Genomic DNA, 19597 nt, shown 5'->3' with positions numbered 1-19597 from the left:
TCGCGCCCGGCAAGGCGGAGCACCGGCTACCATGCGCATTCTCCTCACCCGGCCGATCGATCAGGCCGACATGACAGCGGAACGGCTGCGGGCCGCCGGCCACGAGGTGCTGTTCGCGCCGATGCTGCGGATTGAGCCGCTCGAACCGCCGGCCTTCCGGACCGATGACATTTCGGCCATCGCGGTCACGAGCGCGCGGGTGGCCGAGGCGCTGAGGGGCCGCCCCGAATGCGACGGCCTGCGGATGCGGCCGGTCTTCGCCGTCGGCTCGCGGACAGCAGACGCGATGGCATCTGCCGGCTTCGCCCGCGTGGAGACGGCCGCCGGCGATGCCGCCGCACTTGCCGCCGGAATAACACGGGCGCTTGCAGGCGGCGCCGGAGCGATCCTCTACCCTTGCGGGCGGGAACGGCGGGGCGATCTCGACGCCCGGCTACGCGATGCGGGCTTCGCGGTCCGACTCGTTGAGCTATATGGCGCGCAAAAGCAGGAAACCCTGCCCAACGAGGTTCGCGATGCATTGAAGGCCGTGCGCGTTGATGCGGTGCTGATCTACTCGCGCCGTACCGCCGAAGCCTTCGTCCGCGCACTCCAATCGGCCGGGATAGATCCGGCGAGCGTCCGGACAATCGCCATTTCCGAAACCGCCGCAGAACCGCTCGTGGCGGCAGGCTGTTCCACCGACATTGCCCGGACGCCGGACGAGGCTGGCTTGCTGGCGAGGCTGCGATAGCACAAGCCAGGCGTACCGCAAGCCGCGCGCCGAGCCTTGCCAACCGCCCCGCCAGCCTTTAGCAAAAACCCTGACAGTCTCAACGAACAGGGCGCGGAAACTCCCATGGCTACGCACAATCTGCTGCTTCTTCCCGGCGACGGCATCGGCACCGAAATCATGGCCGAAGTGAAAAAGATCATCGGCTGGTTCAACGCCAGGGGTGGCGCCACGTTCGAGACCGACGAGGGCCTCGTCGGCGGCGCGGCCTACGATGCCCACGGCAAGGCGATCTCCGAAGAAGACATGGCGAAGGCGATGTCGGCGGATGCGGTCATCTTCGGCGCCGTCGGCGGCCCGAAATGGGATGGCGTCGCCTACGATGTTCGCCCCGAGGCCGGCCTTCTGCGGTTGCGCAAGGATCTGGAGCTGTTCGCCAACCTACGCCCGGCAATCTGCTACCCCGCGCTGGCCGCCTCTTCCTCGCTGAAGCAGGATGTGGTCGAGGGGCTCGACATCCTGATCGTGCGCGAGCTGACCGGCGGCGTCTATTTCGGCGAGCCGAAGGAGATCACCGATCTCGGCAACGGCCAGAAGCGCGCCGTCGACACGCAGGTCTATGACACCTTCGAGATCGAGCGCATCGCCCGCGTCGCCTTCGATCTTGCGCGCACCCGCAAGAACAAGGTGTGCTCGATGGAAAAGCGCAACGTGATGAAGTCGGGCCTTCTGTGGAACGAGGTCGTCACCGGCGTCCATGACCGCGAGTTCAAGGACGTGGAGCTTTCCCACATGCTGGCGGATGCCGGCGGCATGCAGCTCGTGCGCTGGCCGAAGCAGTTCGACGTCATCGTCACCGATAACCTGTTCGGCGACATGCTGTCGGACATCGCCGCGATGCTGACCGGTTCGCTCGGCATGCTGCCGTCGGCCTCGCTGGGTGCGCCGGACGCCAAGACCGGCATGCGCAAGGCCATGTACGAACCGGTGCACGGCTCCGCCCCCGACATCGCCGGCACGGGTGCCGCCAACCCGATCGCCATGATCGCGTCGTTCGCCATGGCGCTACGCTATTCCTTCGGCCTCGTCGCTGAAGCGGACATGGTCGAGAAGGCCATCTCCGCGACGCTCGACAAGGGCCTTCGCACGAAGGACCTGATGAGCGAAGGCATGACCGCCGTCGGCACCACCGAGATGGGCGACGCGATCCTTGCCGAAATGGAAGCGTTGAGCTGACCTTAAACCGCGGGGGCCGGCAGCGGGCCGATGGCGGTAAGCCATTCGTCTTGCGTGCCGGCCCGCCATGCGGAGCACTTGCCTGGCAGTTTGGGAGAGAGCCATGACCAGCACGGATCACGCAGTCACGTCGGCCGAGCAGCTCGAGGCGTTGTACGGCGAACCAGCCAAGCGTTCGCTGGTCAAGGAACTCGACCATATCTCCGACCACTACCGCGCCTTCATCGAGGCCGCGCCCTTCGTGGTCATCGCCAGCGTGGGACCGGAAGGCCTCGATTGCTCGCCACGCGGAGATCCCGCCGGCTTCGTGCGGGTGGAAGACAGAAATACCGTCCTGATACCGGACCGCCGAGGCAACAATCGCATCGACACGCTGCGCAATATCGTGCGCGACCCGCGCGTTTCCCTGCTGTTTCTCATCCCCGGCATCGGCGAGACGCTGCGCATCAACGGGTCCGCCGAAATCACGACCGACCCCGCGTTCTGCGCCTCCTTCGCCATGAACGGCAAGGAACCGGTGACGGTCCTCAAGGTGACGGCGGAACGGGTCTACTTCCAGTGCCAGAAAGCGTTGGTACGGTCCAAGCTATGGGCGCCGGAAACACGGATAGAGCGAACCGCCCTGCCCTCGACGGGCACGATCATCAAAGCGCTCGACGAGACGTTCGACGCGACGGCATATGATGAAGGCTATAAGGAACATCTGGCCCGCACGATCTACTGAGCGATCGCCACGCAGGCCGCAGGCCTTGCAGATGCGTCTCAACTGGATATCCTGCAGTCATGGTGCATGCGATCAACCACGGCGAATACGAGCGCATCCTGCGGGAAGCCGGCGTGCGCATTACCCGCCCCCGCAAGGTCATTCTGGAGATCCTCGCCGACCGCGACGACCACCCCGATGCCATGGCGATCTTCCGCCGCGCGGTCCGCGTCGATGCAAGCATCTCGCTGTCGACCGTTTACCGCACGATGAAGCTTCTCGAAGACAAGGGCGCGATCCACCGCCACATCTTCGAGGGCGGGCGGTCGCGTTTCGAGCCCGCCGATGCCTCCCACCACGATCATCTGATCGACATAGACACCGGTGCCGTCATCGAATTCACGTCGAAACGGATCGAGGAGCTGCAGAAAGAGATCGCCCGTAAGCTCGGCTACGAGATCGTGCATCACCGGCTGGAGCTTTATGGCCGCAAGCGCAAATAGGGCGGACACCCGCCGCCATTCACGCGCCGAAGATGTCCGCCGTGATCCCCGCATACCAGCCGAGCGACTCCTCGTAGTTCGTCTTGCGCACCTCTGACGCTTCGTGCGTCTGGCTGATGAAACTCGACGTCGACGCGATTTTTTCCGCCGTCGGTGCGTATTGCGCGCCCACCTTCACGCTGTCGTCCGTCTCGATCAGGCTCCAGCAGGTATTGGCGTACCTTGCCGGAAAGACCTTCGACTCGATCAGATCCCCGCGCACGTTCATGGCCGCGACCTTTGCCTGGCTGTTGGCCGCAAAAGCAGACTTCGGCATGTCCCCCGCGATCGCGGCATCGCCCAGGACGAATATGTTCTCGTCCATCATCGAGCGCATGGAGGCCGGATCGATCGGGCAGTAGCCGCTGTCGTCCGCCAGCCCCGCGTCCCGGGCGATGCGGCCGGCCCTTTGCGCCGGGATCACGTTGACCAGCGCGCCATGGAACGTGTCGAAATCCGTCTCCACGGTTCCTGCCGCCGGATCGACACCCTTGATGCCGCCGTGCACATCCGGACCGTACCATTCGATCATGCCGGGGTAATATTTCTCCCAGCCTTCGGAGAACAGCGCCTGCTTGGAGAACTTCGGCTTCGGATCGAGGATGATGATGCGCGAGCCCGTATGCCCCTTCGCCTTCAGAACATGGGCGAAGACGGATGCGCGTTCGTAGGGAGCGGGCGGACAGCGGTACGGATTGGGCGGCGGCACGATGACGATCTGCTGCCCGTCCTCAAGCGCGTCGAGCCTGCTTTTCAGGAGCTGCGTCTGCGGTCCCGCCTTCCAGGCGTGCGGCATGATCCCGGTAGCGTCCTCCGAATAGCCGGGAACGGAATCGTAGATGAGATCGATGCCGGGGGCGACGATGAGCCGGTCATAGGCGACCCTGCTGCCGTCCGCGAGCCGCACCGCCCTGGCCTGCCGGTCGATGGCGGTGGCGCGGGCATTGACGACCGTGATCCCGTAATTCGCGGCCAGCGTGTCGTAACCGTGGGTTATCGACGCAAAACTGCGAAACCCGCCGAGATAGAGATTGGAGAAGAAGCAGGTGGTGTACTGCGGATTGGCCTCGATCAGCGTCACGTTGATCGCCTCGCCCGCATCCTTTGCGATGTAGCGGGCGGCCGTCGCCCCGCCCGCTCCACCTCCCACGATGACGACATGGGGCGCACCCTGCGCCCTGAGAAACGAAGGGGCGGCCAGGCTCGCGACGCCCGCTCCGGCAAGCATTCCGAAACACCGTCTGGTCAGCGCAGTCATCTTCGTTCCTCCCCGGGACGAAACTCCATTATTGCGGATCGAGCCCGCTGAAAAAGGCCGCAAGCGCAGCAATCTCCTCATTGCCGAGATTGGCCGTCATCATCGACATCACCTGATGCCGGCGGACGTTGGACTTGTATTCGAAAAGAGCGCGGATGAAGGCTTCGCGCGGCCAGCCGACGATGGAGGGAATGCCGTCCGTGCGCCCCGAACGCTGATGGCAGGTGACGCATTCGCCGGCCAGATATTCGCCGTAGGCGGCATCTCCCTCGATCGCCATGGCCGCACCGCCGATTTCAGGACGCGGCGGGGAGGGCGCGGACGGATTGGAGGCGGGTGCGCTCGCCGTCGCCGCCTTCAGATAGGCGATGAGATCTTCCCGCGCCCGCTTGTCGCTCAAGCCGCGAAAGGACATCCGCGTCCCCGGAACCATCCTCCGGGGCTTCTGGAGATAGCGATCGAGGGTCGCCGCATCCCAGACGAGACCATCTTTGCCCCGGCGGCGCATGGCGCTCGAATACCTGAAGCCATCGAGCGATCCCGCCCGACGGCCAAACAGGGCGTCCAGGTGGGGCCCGATGCCATGACGCGCCCCTGCTCCCACCTGGTGGCATCCGTTGCAGGCCTCGAAGACGGTCTTGCCACGTTCGCGATTGCCGTGCTCCGGCTCGGGTGGTGCGGCCGATGCCGCCGCGGCCGCGACCATGGCGAACAGGAAACCGGACAGTCCCCTCCCCCACAGCATCGGCCTTGTCCTCCCCGGAAAGCGTCAGTCCACGGATCCCGCTCCGGCACCTTCGTCGTCGTTCGCGCGGCCGGGCGTCACATCGAGGATACGCGCCCGCATGGTGATTTCCACCGCGCTGTCCTTGCAATTGCTCATGCAAGGTTCGGCCTTTCGCTCGTTGAACGGTTCTTCCGCGCGACCGTCCTCGATGAAATTGGCCTCGTTGGGCAGATGAATGGAGGTGAAGTTCTCCTTGGAGAGCTCGAAATCCTCATCTGTCACGATGTCGTTCAGATAGAGGATATAGGCCGTCAGGGCATAGACCTCGTCATTCGTCATCGAACGCGCATTGCCGAAGGGCATGGCGCGGCGAACGTAGTCGTAGACGGTGGAGAGATAAGGCCAATAGGAACCGACCGTCTTTTCCGGCCGGTCGTCCTTCAGCGTTCCCTGTCCGCCAGCGAGAACCGGCCAGCGGCCCACGCCCTCGCCGAAATCGCCGTGGCAGGCGGCGCAATTGTCGGTGAACAGAACCTCGCCCTCGGCCACGGTGCCGTGGCCTTCCGGCAGGCCCTTTCCGTCCGGCCGCACATCGATATCCCAGGCGGCGACTTCATCGGGCGTCGCCGTGCGCCCGAGACCGAATTTCTCCCCGTCGCCAGCCATCGCAGGAAGAGCGAGCCCCAGGGCGGAGAAGACGATCAGGGATTTAAGAAACTTCGACATTTTCAACCGTCCCGTCCTCTTTCACATGCCAGGTCTGGATCGAATTGTTGTGGTAGATGGAGTTCTCGCCACGCTCGGCGCGAAGCGCATTCTTGGTCGGCTGGTAGAAACCGTGCTCGTCGAGCGCGCGCGACTGCAACAACAGGTCGGAACCGTCCCAGTCGATATCGAGATAGAAACGGTGCAGCGCCTTGGAAAAGCTCGGCCCGTCGATCCGCGCGGTGGTCCAGTTGCGGCCGCCATCGATTGAGACATCGACCCGCTTGATCCGGCCGTTGCCCGACCAGGCAAGGCCCGAGACGACCAGCGGCCCCTTGCCATGGGCGATCGGCATCTGCGGCGACGGGCTGGTGATGACCGATTTGGGATCCATCACCCAGGTGAAGCGCCGCGCCTTTCCGTTGGCGAGAAGATCGGTGTATTTCGAGGTTTCCTCGCGCTGCTGCCAGGGCTCGTCGCCGACTTCCAGCCGGCGCAGCCATTTCACCCACATGTTGCCTTCCCACCCCGGAACGCAGAGCCGGAGCGGATAGCCCTGTTCGGGCCTGAGCGCCTCGCCATTCATCTTGAAGGCAACGAGACAGTCGTCGAGCGCCTTTTCCATCGGGATGGAGCGGGTCATGCCGGCGGCATCGGCGCCTTCGGCCAACACCCACTTGCCGTTGGTCTTGATCCCGGCCTCATCGAGCAGCGTCTTCAGCGGCACGCCCGTATACATCACGCAATGGACCATGCCGTGCGTGTACTGACAGCCGTTGAGCTGCGCGCCGCGCCACTCCATGCCGGAATTGGCGGCGCATTCCAGGAAATAGACCCGGTTTTCGCGGGGAAAGCGCATCAGATCGGCCATGGTGAAGACCAGCGGCTTGTCGACGAGCCCATTGATCATCAGCCGGTGATCGGCCGGGGCAATGTCGGCGACACCGCCATGATGGCGTTCGAAGCACAGCCCGTTGGGCGTGATGATGCCGTCGAGCGCATGCAGCGGCGTGAAGTTGACCGAGCTTTCGGTCGAGGCCGTCAGCCACTCCACGTCGCGCCGCACCACATGCGCCTCGTGCGCGGAGGGCACGCCGTAGGGCGCCGCCTGCACGCCGGCGCCGAGATAACGGTTCCAGTCCTGCACTTCAGTAATGAGCGGATCGCTTTCGCCCGCCCCCGCCGCACCACTGAACGCCGCCCCGCCGAACGCAGCGGCGCCGCCGGCGGCCAGTCCCGCCTTCAGGAAGCCCCGCCGGTTCATTCCGGGGGCAGGCTTGTTTGTCTCAGTCATCGTCGTCCCTCGACCGCGTCTTGTCTCGTCGTCCATCAGCCCGCCACCCTGACGGACTGGTTTTCCGGCAGGCTGACGGTGCCCGTCCGCGTCAGGTAGCTTTCCACCACGTCCCAGATGGCCGGACCTTCCGTCCCCTCGTTGACCGACGCCCAGCCGGCGACCGTGTAGTCGCGGGCGGGATCGATCGGCTCGCCGGTGGACAGCATCGTCATGTCGGATATCCGCGAGCCCATCGCGGCCTTCGGATCGATCGCGTATCCCATGCCCCCGACGCGGACCATGTCCCCGCCCTGCTGGTAGTAGGGATCGGGATTGAAGAGATTGTCGGCCACATCCTCCAGCACGTCCTTCAGCGTCGCCCCGCTCATGGTGGAGCGGTAGGCGGCCGGGTAGGACATGGCGCAGGCGTTATGGAGATCCTCGACCGTGATGGCGTCGCCCGGCAGCACGCTCGTCCCCCACCGGAAACCCGGCGAAAGCGCGATTTCCGCATCGCGTTCCTGCAGAAGCGCTTCGCAGATCATATCGTCGAAGGTGCCGTTGAAATTGCCCCGCCGGAACAGCAATGCATCCGTCGTCGCCAGTTCGCGGGCAAGCTCCGCCTCATAGGGCGCGCGGACCTTGTCGATCAGCGCCGCCATCTCCGCATCCGGCGTGATGACATCGGAGAAGACCGGAATGAGCCGGTAGGCCCAGTCCGTCACCCGCCCGTCGCGCACGTCGAGATCGACGCGGGAAACGAACTTGCCGTTGGAGCCCGAGGCAACCACCAGCGTGGTACCGACCATCACCGGTTCGGGCAGCGCGTCGTGGGTGTGGCCGGTCAGGATCACGTCGATGCCGGGCACGCGGGAGGCGAGCTTGCGATCGACATCGAAGCCGTTGTGCGACAGCAGCACGACGACTTCGGCCCCCGCCTCGCGCGCTTCCTCGACGTGCTTGGCGATGTCCTCCTCGCGGATGCCGAAGGACCAGCCGGGGATCATCCAGCGCGGATTGGCAATCGGCGTATAGGGGAAGGCCTGGCCGATGACGGCAACCTTGGTGCCGCCGCGCTCCAGCATGAGCGTGTGCTCGAAGGCCGGCTCGTCCCATTCGTTATCGTAGATGTTGGAGCCGAGGAAAGCGAAGGGCAGCGCGTCGATGGCCTCCTTCACCCGGTCGGTGCCATAGGTGAATTCCCAGTGCCCGGTCATCGCGTCGGGAGAAAGCGCGTTCATGATCTCGATCATGTCCGCACCTTGCGTCTGCTGCGCCGTGTAGGAGCCCTGCCAGGTGTCGCCGCCGTCCAGCAGCACCACGTTGTCGGCGCCGCGCTCCTCGCGGATCCGGCGGATGACGGTCGCCACCCGGTCCATGCCGCCCATCCGGCCGTAGCTTCTGGCAAGCGAGACGAAGTCTTCCGACGTCAGCGCGTAGGCGTGCGGCGAACCAGGATCGATGTCGTAGAGCTTGAGGAAATCAGCGCCCGTCACATGCGGCGGCTTGCCGGCCACCTCGCCGACGCCCAGGTTGATCGAGGGCTCGCGGAAATAGATCGGCTTGAGCTGCGCGTGGATGTCGGTGACATGCACCAGCGTCAGGTTGCCGGTCCCCTCCATGGCGAGGAGACCGTCCTCGGTGAGCCGCTGCTGCGCCATGGCACGGCTCCAGCGCCCCGCCATCCCGGAGCCGAGCACGGAACTCGTCGCCACCGCCGCCATGAGGAATTCGCGTCTGGAGAACATGCGGTTCTTCGCTCCTTGGATCGCCCTATCTGGGGATCACCCTATTGGCCCGGGTCGGGCCCTTCAGGGTGCCTTTCGGGCAAAGCTTCCCCGGCAGCGCACGAAACCTCGTGCGCCCGGCAAGCCGTTCGTCTGTCGGTTCAAGAAATCCCAAGCGAACGCGGCGTGCGGGCCGCCGCGTTCGTATTCGCTATTGCCGGACGGCGGGCGTTTCGACGGAAAGACCGGTTCCGCGCCACGCGACATAGACTTCCAGCGCCATCAGCACGTCTGAAAATGCCTTGGGCTGGGCCGCCCGCGTGTCGCGGATGCAGCCACGGAAGCGGTTGTGCAGCGAAACCATGTTCGCCTGCTTCAACCGGTAGGTCGGGAACCCGTTGGTGTTGCCCTGGCTGAGGTGATCGGCCCGGATGTACTTGCCGTTGTTCTGCTCGTGGCAGCTCGCGCAGGAAAGGTTCAGTTGGCCCATGCGGGTGTAGTAGGCCTCCTTGCCCTTCTCCCACCACGCCCGCATCTCGCCGGCATCCAGATCGATCGCCACCGGAGTGCCAAGCGACTGGTTCTTGATGTAGGTGACGAGCGCCTTCTGGTCCGGGGCGTCGAACTTGTAAGGCTCGGCCTTCATGTTGGCTTCGCGACAGGCGTTGATCTGGAGCTCCAGATTGAAGGGCTTGCCGGCCTCGGCGTTCCATTTGGGATAGTGGGCGCCGACGCCCTTCATGCTTTCCGAAGCATCCCCGTGGCACTCGGCGCAGGACTTGCCGGCGGCGCCTGCGGCCATGTTCCAGATTTCCTCGCCACGTTCCACATAGAGCATGCCGGGATTTTCGAATGAATCGGCTTCAAGCGCCCGCGTTTCCTTCGTGCGGTAGAGCCAACCCGACGTCACCTCTTCGAAGGGGCTTCCCTCCGGCGCCTTGGCGCGGGTTATGATCTTCGTCTCGCCGTCGATGACCAGTTCGTCATTGACCGGCTCGGCGAAACTTGCGGCCCCCGCGCCGACGATCGCAAGCGCTGCCGCGCCAAATACGATTGCCTTTCTCAACTGCCTTCCTCCCCTCGGCTTTGCCGTCTCCTCCCGGCAGAAATGTCGGCTCTTATTCGACCGTGATCTTTTCCTCGGTCGTGTAGACGCTGCCGTCGTCATCCACCCAGGTGAAGGCGAACGTTCCGCTCTCCTCGACCTTGGCCATGAACTCCAGATACGGATTGGCCGAGATCGCCGGATCCATGTCGCAGGAGAACACGGGCTTGCCGTTGAACTCGCACTTGAACGAGTTGATGATCTTACGCGGGATGACGTTGCCGCTCTTGTCCTTGCGCTGACCCGATTCCATTGGATGACTGATCAGCGTCTTGATCGTGATCACCTCGCCCTTGTCAGCCTTCTTCTGCAGTTTTACGCGTGGTTTGACTTTGGCCATGACGGCTCTCTCCTTGAACTTTGACCTTTAGAGCGATTTCTCGTCGACCGGATCAGTCGGGCCGACATCGCTCTAGCCGCCGCAGCCGCCGATGGTGACCTTGACTTCCTTGGTGTCCATGAACACCGAGCCGTCGCTCATCTTCGCGACCGCGATGACGTTCTGGGTCTTGGCAAGGCGCATGCGCGTGGAGGCAGCCGCCTCGCCGCTCATTGCGGTGAAGTGGAACGTGGCGACCGCGGGACTGGGATTGCCCTCCGCCAGAATGGTGACGGATTCCACATAGTCCTCGGCCGTCATCGGGCTCTCCACCGATACCGACACGGGCACGGTGTTGCCGTTCTCCGCGATTTCCGGTGCATCGAGGGTGATGCGGCCCGTCTGCGGTTCGGCCCCGCCCGTGAAGTCCATGAGGGCCTTCTTCGTATCTTCCGCGGCGGCCCAGGCGATGCGCGCGCCGGTTACCGCGAATGCCAGAGCGCCTGCGGCCACGGCCAATGCTTCGCGACGATTGAACGTCATCGCGTCCTCCTTGATTGGTCAGTCTTGCTTGAGGGTTGTCAGATAGGCGACGACGTCTTCGACATCCTGCGCCGACAGGATCGTCTTGCCGGCGAATTCCTCGGCGACATCGGCCCCCACATCGAGCGAGTAGAAGCCGGGCATGACGGTCGCTTCGCCCAGAACCGTCTTCGAATTCACCACGATCGCGCGCAGCTGCGCCGGCGACCAGCGCCCGGCGACACCATCCAGCGACGGGCCGACATCACCATGGAAAAGCTCGTTCGAAAGGTCCTTGTTGGCATGGCAGGCCAGGCAATTGCCGAGCTTGCGCGCGGCAAAGACCTCCCTCCCCCTTGCCGGATCGCCCGCCGTGTCGGTCAGCGGCTGGGACAGTTCCATGTCTTCGATCCGGACAGCGTCCGGAGCCATTGTCCCGGCAAGAGCGATGCCGGAGCCTAGCAGGACCGAACTCACCGCAAGGCCGGCGACCGCATTTTTCATCTGCACCCGCATGATGTGCCGTTTCCTCCCATTTCCAGCCGGTGTTCCGGCTTTCGTTCTCCCCCGCCACGCCGATCGCAGACCGAGGCCCGAGACAACGTGGAGTTTAGATATATTAAAAGATATGATTTTTTGCATGCTTTGTGAAGGCGATATTCGCGCCTTCATTCAAACGATTGAATTTGAGGATCTATTCGCCCTGCAATCGGCCCGATTCCCGTAATTCCTGGATGATTCGGGCGTGATATTTCTGAAAATGCTCGTCACCCTCGTAGCCTTTCTCGTAGACCCAGCGGAACATGTTCAGGAACGTCCACTTGCCAAAGGCTCCCGGCATGGTGGCAACGGCGGCCTTGCCCGCGCTCACGCTTTCCGGTACGTCGTCCGGCATGAACACAAGCGTCGGCGTGAAGACGTAACCCCATTTGCGCGCGGCGGTCTTTTCGGTGAGCACCTCGCCATCGAGGTCGGTGACTTCCTCATCGCCGAACATGTTGTACTGAACGACCTTGAAGTGCGCCTTGATGAAGTCCGCGACCTCCGGGTCGGACAGCAATTGCTCATGCATCTTCGCGCAATAGATGCAGCCGCGCTGCTCGAAGACGAGGACCAGCCGCTTGCCTTCCGCACGCGCCGCCTCGATGTCCTCGGCTACGTCCCGGAACGTCACGGAGAACCAGTCCTCCTTGTGCAACCCGTCGTCACCCAGCGATGCCGCACAGGCAAACGAGGCGAAGGCTGCGGGAACGAAAGCGGCCACGGCGGCAGCAAGCGCGGCCGCCCTTATCCACCTGAACATGATTTTCTCCTCCCATTCTGTCCCTCTCCGGTTCACCCGACCTGAGTGAAGACCGGAAAGGTCTCCAAGAGCCATTGAGCGATTGCCGACATCTGACCCGTCATGAAGAGAATGCCCGTGAGAACCAGTAGCCCCCCCATGGCCTTCTCCACCGCCGCCATGTGCCGCCGCAGCTTCCCGGCCAAGCTCAGGAACCGTCCCGCGAACGCGGCCGCAAGAATGAAGGGCACACCGATGCCGGCGGCATAGACGGCGAGCAGGGCGGCTCCCTTGGCCGCAGTCGCGGTCGAGCCGGCAACGAAAAGGATCGCGGCGAGCACCGGCCCGACACAGGGCGTCCAGCCGAAGGCAAAAGCCAACCCCATCACATAGGCGCCGATCAGCCCCGCGGGCTTCTTCGCAACATTCACCCGCGCCTCGCGGTAGAGCAGACCGATGCGGAAGACGCCCAGGAAATGCAGGCCCATGACGGCGATGATGATGCCGGCGACAATCGCCATCGTATCGAAATAGCGTGCCACCGTCTGACCGATGAGGCTCGCGGTCGCGCCCAGGGCCACGAAGACCGTCGCAAAGCCCGCGACGAAGAACACTGCCGCCAGAACGATGCGACGGGCTGTTCCCGGCGCCGGTTTTTCGCCGGAAAGCTGTTCGAAACTGATGCCGGCCAGATAGCACAGATAAGGCGGCACGATCGGCAGCACGCACGGAGAGACGAACGAGAGCAGCCCCGCGAGGAATGCCGCGCTGAAAGAGACGTCGAGCATCGCTTGTTTCCGCCCATTCGGCCGCTGTTGATTTTGCGATCGGACTTGCGACCATTCGTCTCCGACCTGATAGATGAAAATATTCAGATGTTACTATATTTTGCAATCAGGGAATTGCGAGGATCGCATTATGAAATGTCGGCGAGCCGTGACAGCGGCAGCATTTTTGCTCCTGGCGGCGATGACAGCGCAAGGAGATGCGGCGGAGCTGGTGATGCTGGAACAGCCCGGTTGCGTGTGGTGCGCGCGCTTTCGCGCCGAGATCGCGCCCGGTTACGCCAATACCGACGAGGGCCGGCTTGCGCCGCTCCGGCGCGTCGACATCACGCGCGCCTGGCCGGATGATTTATCTGGCATTGCCCCGGACCGGCTCACGCCGACTTTCATCCTTGTGGAGGACGGGCGGGAGCGGGCACGCATGCGCGGATATCCCGGCGACAACTTCTTTTGGCCGCTTCTGGACGAAATGCTGGCGAAGCTGACCGGGGACAATACGGAGGACGCGCGTTGACGTTCGCGCGGGCGCGCCTTTTCATTTACGAGGACTATATCTGAAAACGGGATATCCACTTCATCCCGTGCAGAACCGGCAATCGGAATGAACCGAGAATGATAAACCTACCCGTTCTGGCCGATCTGGCCGACCCGAAGGATCGCGACAAGCTCATGGAGCAGGCCCGCAAGGCGAGCGACCTGCTCAAGGCCCTGTCGCACGAAACCCGGCTGCTGATCCTCTGCATCCTGTCGGAGGGGGAAAAATCCGTTTCGGAGCTAGAGGACATCCTGACCATGCCGCAGGCAGCCGTTTCCCAACAGCTTGCCCGATTGCGGATGGAGGGACTCGTGACGCCGCGCCGGGAGGGCCGGGTGATCTTCTATTCGCTCGTCGACGACGAAGTCCGCGGCATCATCGAAAACCTCTATTCGATGTTCTGCGCTCCCGTCAGGGGCGCCCCGGCCTGAGCGGGGATAGTCGCGCCTGGACGAAGGTCGGGCGAATTCTCTTGAACGCCACCTTCCCCTTCGTCATTGTCGTTGCCAATTGATGGGAACCCTGTCGAAGAACGGGACCCGGGAGGGAGCGATCATGGACGCGACAGACCCGCTGGTGCTGCTGCCGATCCTCGGTCTCGGTGCGGGTGCAGCCCTCGGCTACACCGCCCGCATCAACAGGTTCTGCACGCTTTCGGCGCTTGAACGATATTGGTATGCGGGGGATTCGCGCGGTCTGCGCACCTGGATACTGGCGGCCACCGTCGCGATCATCGCCAGTCAGACGGCCGATGCGCTCGGATACGCGGATCTCTCCGCGAGCTTTTATCTCGATCCCCAATTCGGTCTGACGGGCGCCGTCATCGGTGGGCTGATGTTCGGCTTCGGCATGGCGCTTGTCGGCACCTGTGGTTTCGGGGCCCTGATCCGCCTTGGCGGCGGCAGCTTACGATCCGCGGTCGTGCTGATCGTGCTGGCCCTGGCGGCGCTCACCGCACAGCGCGGCCTGCTCGCCCCTTTGCGGGTTCTTGTCGTCGACGATCTGGCGATCGATCTGTCGGCAGCCGGTGGCCAGTCTCTCGCCAGCCTCGTCTCGAGTGCCGTCGGTCTTGAGCTTGGGCCACTCGTCACCGCGTCCGTCGTCCTTGTCATGCTCGCCTGGATTTTCGCGGATCGACACTATCGCCAGGCATTTTCGGACATTGGGACCGGCACTCTGATCGGGCTTTCGGTCTCCTTCGGCTGGATCGCCACGACCTGGGCGGCCGCCAACGCGTTCGGCCCCGTTCAGATAGAGGCGGCGTCCTTCGTCGTACCCGTGGGCGACACGATGCTGCAGCTCGTGACCTATACGGGCACCCTGCCCGACTACGGCGTCGGCCTCGTCGTCGGCACGCTGATCGGCGCCACAATTGGCGCATGGCGCAAGAAGGATGCACGCTGGGAGGCTTGCGACGATGCCCGCGAACTCGGCCGCCACTTCATGGGCGCAAGCCTGATGGGCGTGGGTGGCGTCTTCGCCATGGGTTGCACCATAGGACAGGGCGTCTCGGCCGCCTCGACACTGGCCATCTCCGCTCCGGTCGTCTTCATCTCGATCGCCATCGGCGCGCGATTCGGCCTTGCATGGCTGATCGAAGGTTCCGTGCGCGCGCTGATCCCGGGCCTCGACCGCAGCCGCCCCGCTGAATAGTCACGGGCCGAAACGTACCAGACCGTCTGGGCATCGTTCGTTGCCGTCACGCCGGCGCGAACCGATAACCGGCGCCTGCCCGCTCCACCGTCCCGATGCCCGGATAGGGCAGATGGAAGCCGACGATCGCGGCCTTGTCTGCGGCAAGCCGATCAAGCAGCGCAGTGCGCGTGACGGCGCCCTGTGCGCGGTCCTGATCGGAACCGATCTCCCAATCCGGCCGCTCGAAGGAAATGACGGAATGGGTGATCGCGTCGCCCGTCACAAGCACCGGATCCGTCCCCCCATGCAGCATGAAGGAGACATGGCCCGGCGTATGCCCATTCGTGTCTACGGCCTCCACCCCTGGCACCGGCATGTCGCCCGGCTTCAGGAAGGTGACAAACTCCTCGATCGCATCAAACCGGTTGCGGGCACCGACGACGAAAGACTTGCGCTCCTGCGGCATGAGCGACAACGTATCGTCCGCCCGCCAGAAGTCCCACTCCGCCTGCGAAATCCAGTGCCGGGCATCGGCAAAGACCGGCTCATCGAAATCATCGAGCACACCCCAGATGTGATCGGGATGCGCGTGCGTGAACACGACATCCGTGATCTGGGATGGATCGACGCCTGCTGCCTCCAGGCTCTCGCCGAGACGCCCGGCCGTCGGCTGGAAATTCTGGCCCGCCCCCGCATCGAAAAGCACGAGACGGTCCCCGGTTCTGAACAAGGTGAGGTTGCAGGCCGGCTCCACCCGGTCTGTCGCCATTCCATGCGGCACAAGCAACGCGTCGATCTCGTCCTTCGATCGATCCGGCAGGAGGAAGCCCATGGGCAGTACGAGATTGCCGTCGGAAACGACCTGAAGCGATGCATCGCCGATCGCGAGGGTGGAGGCATAAGCCGAAGGCAGCCGCAATCCGATGCCCGAAAGCGCCACTGTCGCGCCTGCGCCGACGAGAACGTTGCGCCGGCTGATTCTAGGGATTTCTCTCGGCATGACGTCTCCTCCAAATAAATATAGTATTTTTTGAATTTATACGGCTGCGGCTTGACCCGCGTCAATGCAATGCGCTCGCGGCGTGCTTTCGTGACGGAAGTTGCCGACCGGATCTGACGGAACCCGACCATGGATCTCGCTTTTCTGCTCGATCGCTTTTCCGAACCCGCTGTGCTCGCCCTTGGCGGACTGGCTGTCGGTCTTCTCTTTGGTGCCTTTGCCCAGCAGAGCCGGTTCTGCCTGCGCGCCGCTGTGGTCGAATTCGTCGACGGCGCGCCCGGTCCCAAGCTCGCGATCTGGCTGCTGACCTTTTCCGCCGCCGTCCTGGGAACCCAGATGCTCGTCCTCGCCGATCAGGCGCAGCTTTCCGAAGCCCGGCAGATCGCCTCGCCGCAAAGCCTCTCGGGCGCGGCGCTGGGCGGACTGATGTTCGGTGCAGGCATGGTGCTCGCGCGCGGTTGCGCCAGCCGGTTGCTGGTCTTGTCGGCGACGGGAAACCTGCGAGCGCTGCTCTCCGGCCTCGTCTTCGCTGTTGTCGCCCAGGCCAGCCTGCGCGGCATCCTGAGACCCATGCGCGAATGGCTGGCTGCAGGCTTCATCACCAACGAGATCGGCGGCAACGATCTGCTTGTCTTCACCGGAGCGTCGACGGAATGGGCGATCGGCTTCGCCCTTCTTTGGCTCGTCGCGGGGCTCCTGGTCGCCAGCCGCGTGCGTGTGACGACGTGGCAGGCCGTGGCCGCCTGTCTCGCCGGGCTCGTGGTACCCTTCGCGTGGTGGTTCACGGCAAGCATGGCCGCACAGGCCTTCGATCCCGTGCAAGTGGAGGCGGTGACCTTTACCGGCCCCTCGGCAGACACGTTGATGCTGGTGCTCTCGCCACCGGGCGGCGTGCTCGATTTCGATGTCGGTCTGGTTCCAGGGGTCTTTCTGGGCTCGGCCCTGGCCGCGCTGATGGCCCGCGAATGGCGGATCGTCGGCTTCCACGACGGACCGTCCATGCGGCGCTACCTGCTGGGAGCCGCGCTGATGGGATTCGGCGGCATGCTCGCGGGCGGTTGCGCCGTTGGTGCGGGCATCACCGGAGCCTCGGTCTTCGCCGTCACCGCATGGGTGGCCCTGAGCGCCATCTGGCTTTCAGCCGGCATGACACACTACCTGATCGACGGACGTGGCAAGACCGCCGCACCGTCAACGGTTGCGGCCGAATGACGGATCAGAAGGCTTGCGCCTTCCACCTTGCTGATTTTCGAGGAGAAGTGGTGCCGCTTGTCAGACTCGAACTGACGACCCCATCATTACGAATGATGTGCTCTACCAACTGAGCTAAAGCGGCGCTCGGAAAGGGCCCGAAAGTGAGCGCTTGATATACGCTTCGCCGGAGCGATGCAAGGGGCGATACGTCCATTCCTTGCGTCTTGCCCGCAAGGTGCCGCGGTCTGTACCCGCGACATCCTGTTTTTCGCTGGATCGGTGACACCGACACAGGTTCATTCGGCTTCACACAAATCGTGAAACAAGGCGCGCGTTCAGAAAAACTTCCGGCTGCGGCGCGGAATATCGCCCTCCGCGTCGACACCCGGATCATCCGGTGGGCGCGGCATCGCGATATCGCCGACCGTTTCCAACACTTCGGCCTCGCCGCGTTGCATCCGTTCCATTTCCGCAGGACTCCCCACATCCTTGCCCGGATCGGTTGCAGACGTTGTGGAAATCGTCTCCGGCTTGATCGTCACGGTTTGGTCCGCCTCCATGGAAGCGGCCGCGTGCGGCATACTCTTGCCTGAGGCGAGCCGCTGCGCAACACGGGCTTTGACTCTGTCCGCCGGGGTTTTCGGAGTATCCGCGGGTGCGACCTCTGCTTCGGATGCGAACCCGGCGACCGGTTTCGGCGCGGCCTCGGGTGCGGCGGGCTTTTCCGTCACTGACGGCCCGATGGCTTTCGGCGTCTCCACCTTAACCTCGACAGGTTCCGGTTTCTTTTCCGGTGCGGCGGCCACGACCGGCGCCACTTTCGGCGCCACCGCCTCAAGGGCGACGGGTTCGGGCCTCACGGGCTTCGGTTCCGCTTTCGCGGCGACTTTCGGTTCCGGACGGACAGCAGACGCTTTCGGCGCAGCCGGTTCCGGCTTCATCGTCTCCACCGGCGTGTTGCTCGCCGGCATGTCTTCCGGCGCCGGCCATTCCGCGGGCAGTTCAAGCAGATCCTCGCCCAGGCTGGCCTCGGGCGCGCCAAGACGTTCCATTGGCGCCTTCCATTCGAAGGCATCGAGCTTGCCGGTAATCGGCGAGACCGGAGCCCAGGCGTCGACCATGATGCCGTCCGCCGTCCAGGCCGGATCGCGCGGGGCGCGAACGGCGCGTGACAGCCATTCGCGCACGCGGCCACGATCACCATGCTCGCCCTCTTCCAGATCGGCCATGAGCAGGAAGACGCGCTGGGTCGGCTGGCTTCGCAGCAGCGGGTGAAGCTGATCGCGAGCCTTCGCCCAGTCGCGCGCCTGAATCGCGGCGCGCGCGATCGCCAGCGAGCCCTCCACATGATGACCGCGCATGTCGTTGAGCGCGCTGACCCGCTTCAGCCGGTCGCGCGCGCTGTCACCCGGGCGAACATGGGCGTAGGCCTCGGCGATGTCGGGATGGGGGAACTTCTTCCAGGTCGCTTCAAGCACCTTGGAGGCCTTGCGCACATCCCCGCGCCGCGTCAGCAACCGGCCGGCGATGACCGCCGCCGGCACCAGATCCGGCGCCAGACCGTGTGCTTCGAGCGCGATCTGGCGGGCCCGATCAGGTTCGTGATCCTCGAGTTCCATCGCCCGCGCGGTCAGCAGAACCGCCTTCTGCCGGCGCAGCGTCGGCTTGTCGATAAGCTTGGCGTGGGCGTTGCGCTCCAGCGTGACGATCGCCTGCTCCCAGTCATGGGCGGCGGCCTGATAGGCCAGAACCGCCTTGCCCGCCCAGGAAAGCCCCGGCGAAAGCTTGTGCGCTTCCTCCGCATAGTGGCGCGCGGCAAGCGGCTCTTTCTGCCGTTCGGCTTCCACAAACAGACCGTGCAAGCCAAGAAGACGGGTTTCCTCGTCGGCGAGCATCGCCTCGAAATGCGCGCGCGCCTCCTCCCGCCGGCCGGCCATCTGGGCGGACTGTGCGAGAAGCAGCTTGGCCGCGGGTTCGCTCCTGAGCAGCTTCTGCGCCTCGTTGCCGAACTTGCCGGCAGCACGGGCGTCGCCTGCCCCCAGTGCGATCAGACCATGGGAGAGCGCACTGAAGCCCCGCTCGCGGCGGCGGCGCTTGAAGAAACGCGAAACGGATCCCGGCGTGTGCAGGACCGCCTTAAACAACGACCAGATGAAACCGATGACGAGCATGAAGACGCCGAGCGCGATCAGCAGCGTCATCAGCCCCATCTCGATGCGATAGCCCTGCCAGTCGATGGCGACGATACCCGGCCGATCGGCAAGCCAGGCGAAACCCATCGCGACCACGAAGACAACGGCGAAGAAGGAAAGTACGCGGACCATGAAGGTGTCT

21 protein-coding genes and 1 tRNA gene are annotated in these 19597 nt (G+C 64.1%); 8 read left to right on the top strand and 14 right to left on the bottom strand.

The annotated features are described in order from the left end of the window. Positions 1-31: 31 nt before the first annotated feature. From C8N35_RS06980 to C8N35_RS06965, 4 genes are all read left to right on the top strand, one after another. Entirely contained in the window at positions 32-733 is a 702-nt protein-coding gene (locus tag C8N35_RS06980) for a uroporphyrinogen-III synthase (protein WP_107988803.1), read from the top strand. A gap of 105 nt (positions 734-838) precedes the next feature. Continuing rightward, positions 839-1948: a 3-isopropylmalate dehydrogenase gene (gene leuB / locus C8N35_RS06975; protein WP_107988802.1), complete on the top strand. Its 1110-nt coding sequence runs from the start codon at positions 839-841 to the stop codon at positions 1946-1948. A 103-nt stretch (positions 1949-2051) separates the two neighbouring features. After that, entirely contained in the window at positions 2052-2672 is a 621-nt protein-coding gene (locus C8N35_RS06970) for a pyridoxamine 5'-phosphate oxidase family protein (RefSeq protein WP_107988801.1), read from the top strand. 59 nt (positions 2673-2731) lie between these two features. Next, on the top strand, positions 2732-3154 hold the full coding sequence (locus C8N35_RS06965) for a Fur family transcriptional regulator (RefSeq protein ID WP_107988800.1): 423 nt from the start codon (positions 2732-2734) through the stop codon (positions 3152-3154). Positions 3155-3173: 19 nt separating this feature from the next. On the opposite strand, the gene C8N35_RS06960 is transcribed toward C8N35_RS06965, so the two are convergent. The 11 genes from C8N35_RS06960 to C8N35_RS06910 all read right to left on the bottom strand — a co-directional run bounded on the left by C8N35_RS06960 (position 3174) and on the right by C8N35_RS06910 (position 12902). Continuing rightward, positions 3174-4451 (bottom strand): NAD(P)/FAD-dependent oxidoreductase, encoded by a 1278-nt coding sequence (locus C8N35_RS06960; protein ID WP_107988799.1) that lies wholly within the window; start codon positions 4449-4451, stop codon positions 3174-3176. 28 nt (positions 4452-4479) lie between these two features. Beyond that, complete coding sequence (locus tag C8N35_RS06955; RefSeq protein WP_107988798.1) at positions 4480-5196, bottom strand: c-type cytochrome; 717 nt, start codon at positions 5194-5196, stop codon at positions 4480-4482. Between the two features lie 24 nt (positions 5197-5220). Further along, on the bottom strand, positions 5221-5904 hold the full coding sequence (locus tag C8N35_RS06950; RefSeq protein WP_107988797.1) for a c-type cytochrome: 684 nt from the start codon (positions 5902-5904) through the stop codon (positions 5221-5223). Continuing rightward, complete coding sequence (soxC, locus tag C8N35_RS06945; RefSeq protein WP_107989141.1) at positions 5888-7177, bottom strand: sulfite dehydrogenase; 1290 nt, start codon at positions 7175-7177, stop codon at positions 5888-5890. Before soxC ends, C8N35_RS06950 begins: the two co-directional genes overlap by 17 nt. 35 nt (positions 7178-7212) lie before the next feature. Beyond that, positions 7213-8907 (bottom strand): thiosulfohydrolase SoxB, encoded by a 1695-nt coding sequence (gene soxB, locus C8N35_RS06940; protein ID WP_107988796.1) that lies wholly within the window; start codon positions 8905-8907, stop codon positions 7213-7215. Positions 8908-9097: 190 nt separating this feature from the next. Then, positions 9098-9952, bottom strand: a complete 855-nt coding sequence (soxA, locus tag C8N35_RS06935; RefSeq protein ID WP_428977089.1) for a sulfur oxidation c-type cytochrome SoxA — start codon at positions 9950-9952, stop codon at positions 9098-9100. Between the two features lie 52 nt (positions 9953-10004). Then, positions 10005-10331, bottom strand: coding sequence for a thiosulfate oxidation carrier complex protein SoxZ (soxZ, locus tag C8N35_RS06930; protein WP_107988794.1), 327 nt, complete (start codon positions 10329-10331; stop codon positions 10005-10007). A 72-nt stretch (positions 10332-10403) separates the two neighbouring features. Further along, complete coding sequence (soxY, locus tag C8N35_RS06925; RefSeq protein WP_107988793.1) at positions 10404-10853, bottom strand: thiosulfate oxidation carrier protein SoxY; 450 nt, start codon at positions 10851-10853, stop codon at positions 10404-10406. Positions 10854-10871: 18 nt separating this feature from the next. Further along, positions 10872-11348: a sulfur oxidation c-type cytochrome SoxX gene (soxX, locus tag C8N35_RS06920; protein ID WP_245926686.1), complete on the bottom strand. Its 477-nt coding sequence runs from the start codon at positions 11346-11348 to the stop codon at positions 10872-10874. Positions 11349-11526: 178 nt separating this feature from the next. Further along, complete coding sequence (locus tag C8N35_RS06915; protein ID WP_107988792.1) at positions 11527-12135, bottom strand: SoxW family protein; 609 nt, start codon at positions 12133-12135, stop codon at positions 11527-11529. A gap of 32 nt (positions 12136-12167) precedes the next feature. After that, positions 12168-12902 carry a cytochrome c biogenesis CcdA family protein gene (locus tag C8N35_RS06910; RefSeq protein WP_107988791.1) on the bottom strand — a complete coding sequence of 245 codons (735 nt, stop codon included), beginning with the start codon at positions 12900-12902 and terminating at the stop codon, positions 12168-12170. Between the two features lie 130 nt (positions 12903-13032). Here C8N35_RS06910 and C8N35_RS06905 point away from each other — a divergent pair, with 130 nt between their 5' ends. From C8N35_RS06905 to C8N35_RS06895, 3 genes are all read left to right on the top strand, one after another. Continuing rightward, complete coding sequence (locus tag C8N35_RS06905) at positions 13033-13413, top strand: thioredoxin domain-containing protein (protein ID WP_107988790.1); 381 nt, start codon at positions 13033-13035, stop codon at positions 13411-13413. 101 nt (positions 13414-13514) lie between these two features. Continuing rightward, positions 13515-13865, top strand: a complete 351-nt coding sequence (locus tag C8N35_RS06900) for an ArsR/SmtB family transcription factor (protein WP_428977102.1) — start codon at positions 13515-13517, stop codon at positions 13863-13865. A 124-nt stretch (positions 13866-13989) separates the two neighbouring features. Next, positions 13990-15087 carry a YeeE/YedE family protein gene (locus C8N35_RS06895; protein WP_107988788.1) on the top strand — a complete coding sequence of 366 codons (1098 nt, stop codon included), beginning with the start codon at positions 13990-13992 and terminating at the stop codon, positions 15085-15087. Between the two features lie 46 nt (positions 15088-15133). Here C8N35_RS06895 and C8N35_RS06890 read toward each other — a convergent pair whose 3' ends face one another. Continuing rightward, positions 15134-16069, bottom strand: coding sequence for an MBL fold metallo-hydrolase (locus C8N35_RS06890; RefSeq protein ID WP_107988787.1), 936 nt, complete (start codon positions 16067-16069; stop codon positions 15134-15136). 129 nt (positions 16070-16198) lie between these two features. Between C8N35_RS06890 and C8N35_RS06885 the strand changes: the two genes are divergently transcribed. Further along, positions 16199-17281, top strand: coding sequence for a YeeE/YedE family protein (locus C8N35_RS06885; RefSeq protein ID WP_107988786.1), 1083 nt, complete (start codon positions 16199-16201; stop codon positions 17279-17281). 48 nt (positions 17282-17329) lie between these two features. On the opposite strand, the gene C8N35_RS06880 is transcribed toward C8N35_RS06885, so the two are convergent. Then, positions 17330-17405: transfer RNA gene (locus C8N35_RS06880), tRNA-Thr, on the bottom strand. A 193-nt stretch (positions 17406-17598) separates the two neighbouring features. After that, positions 17599-19587 (bottom strand): heme biosynthesis HemY N-terminal domain-containing protein, encoded by a 1989-nt coding sequence (locus C8N35_RS06875; protein WP_107988785.1) that lies wholly within the window; start codon positions 19585-19587, stop codon positions 17599-17601. Between the last annotated feature and the right edge of the window lie 10 nt (positions 19588-19597).

It is taken from the genome of Breoghania corrubedonensis, assembly GCF_003053845.1.
Lineage (GTDB): Bacteria > Pseudomonadota > Alphaproteobacteria > Rhizobiales > Stappiaceae > Breoghania > Breoghania corrubedonensis.
The sequence above is the reverse complement of the archived record's forward strand: the minus strand, read 5'-3'. Positions and strand labels throughout refer to the sequence as shown.

Bases quoted from the DNA above. Each gene is read 5' to 3' on its own strand.
- C8N35_RS06980 (WP_107988803.1), top strand. From the start codon at position 32: ATGCGCATTCTCCTCACCCGGCCGATCGATCAGGCCGACATGACAGCG.
- leuB (WP_107988802.1), top strand. From the start codon at position 839: ATGGCTACGCACAATCTGCTGCTTCTTCCCGGCGACGGCATCGGCACC.
- C8N35_RS06970 (WP_107988801.1), top strand. From the start codon at position 2,052: ATGACCAGCACGGATCACGCAGTCACGTCGGCCGAGCAGCTCGAGGCG.
- C8N35_RS06965 (WP_107988800.1), top strand. From the start codon at position 2,732: ATGGTGCATGCGATCAACCACGGCGAATACGAGCGCATCCTGCGGGAA.
- C8N35_RS06960 (WP_107988799.1), bottom strand. From the start codon at position 4,451: ATGACTGCGCTGACCAGACGGTGTTTCGGAATGCTTGCCGGAGCGGGC.
- C8N35_RS06955 (WP_107988798.1), bottom strand. From the start codon at position 5,196: ATGCTGTGGGGGAGGGGACTGTCCGGTTTCCTGTTCGCCATGGTCGCG.
- C8N35_RS06950 (WP_107988797.1), bottom strand. From the start codon at position 5,904: ATGTCGAAGTTTCTTAAATCCCTGATCGTCTTCTCCGCCCTGGGGCTC.
- soxC (WP_107989141.1), bottom strand. From the start codon at position 7,177: ATGACTGAGACAAACAAGCCTGCCCCCGGAATGAACCGGCGGGGCTTC.
- soxB (WP_107988796.1), bottom strand. From the start codon at position 8,907: ATGTTCTCCAGACGCGAATTCCTCATGGCGGCGGTGGCGACGAGTTCC.
- soxZ (WP_107988794.1), bottom strand. From the start codon at position 10,331: ATGGCCAAAGTCAAACCACGCGTAAAACTGCAGAAGAAGGCTGACAAG.
- soxY (WP_107988793.1), bottom strand. From the start codon at position 10,853: ATGACGTTCAATCGTCGCGAAGCATTGGCCGTGGCCGCAGGCGCTCTG.
- soxX (WP_245926686.1), bottom strand. From the start codon at position 11,348: ATGCGGGTGCAGATGAAAAATGCGGTCGCCGGCCTTGCGGTGAGTTCG.
- C8N35_RS06915 (WP_107988792.1), bottom strand. From the start codon at position 12,135: ATGTTCAGGTGGATAAGGGCGGCCGCGCTTGCTGCCGCCGTGGCCGCT.
- C8N35_RS06910 (WP_107988791.1), bottom strand. From the start codon at position 12,902: ATGCTCGACGTCTCTTTCAGCGCGGCATTCCTCGCGGGGCTGCTCTCG.
- C8N35_RS06905 (WP_107988790.1), top strand. From the start codon at position 13,033: ATGAAATGTCGGCGAGCCGTGACAGCGGCAGCATTTTTGCTCCTGGCG.
- C8N35_RS06895 (WP_107988788.1), top strand. From the start codon at position 13,990: ATGGACGCGACAGACCCGCTGGTGCTGCTGCCGATCCTCGGTCTCGGT.
- C8N35_RS06890 (WP_107988787.1), bottom strand. From the start codon at position 16,069: ATGCCGAGAGAAATCCCTAGAATCAGCCGGCGCAACGTTCTCGTCGGC.
- C8N35_RS06885 (WP_107988786.1), top strand. From the start codon at position 16,199: ATGGATCTCGCTTTTCTGCTCGATCGCTTTTCCGAACCCGCTGTGCTC.
- C8N35_RS06875 (WP_107988785.1), bottom strand. From the start codon at position 19,587: ATGGTCCGCGTACTTTCCTTCTTCGCCGTTGTCTTCGTGGTCGCGATG.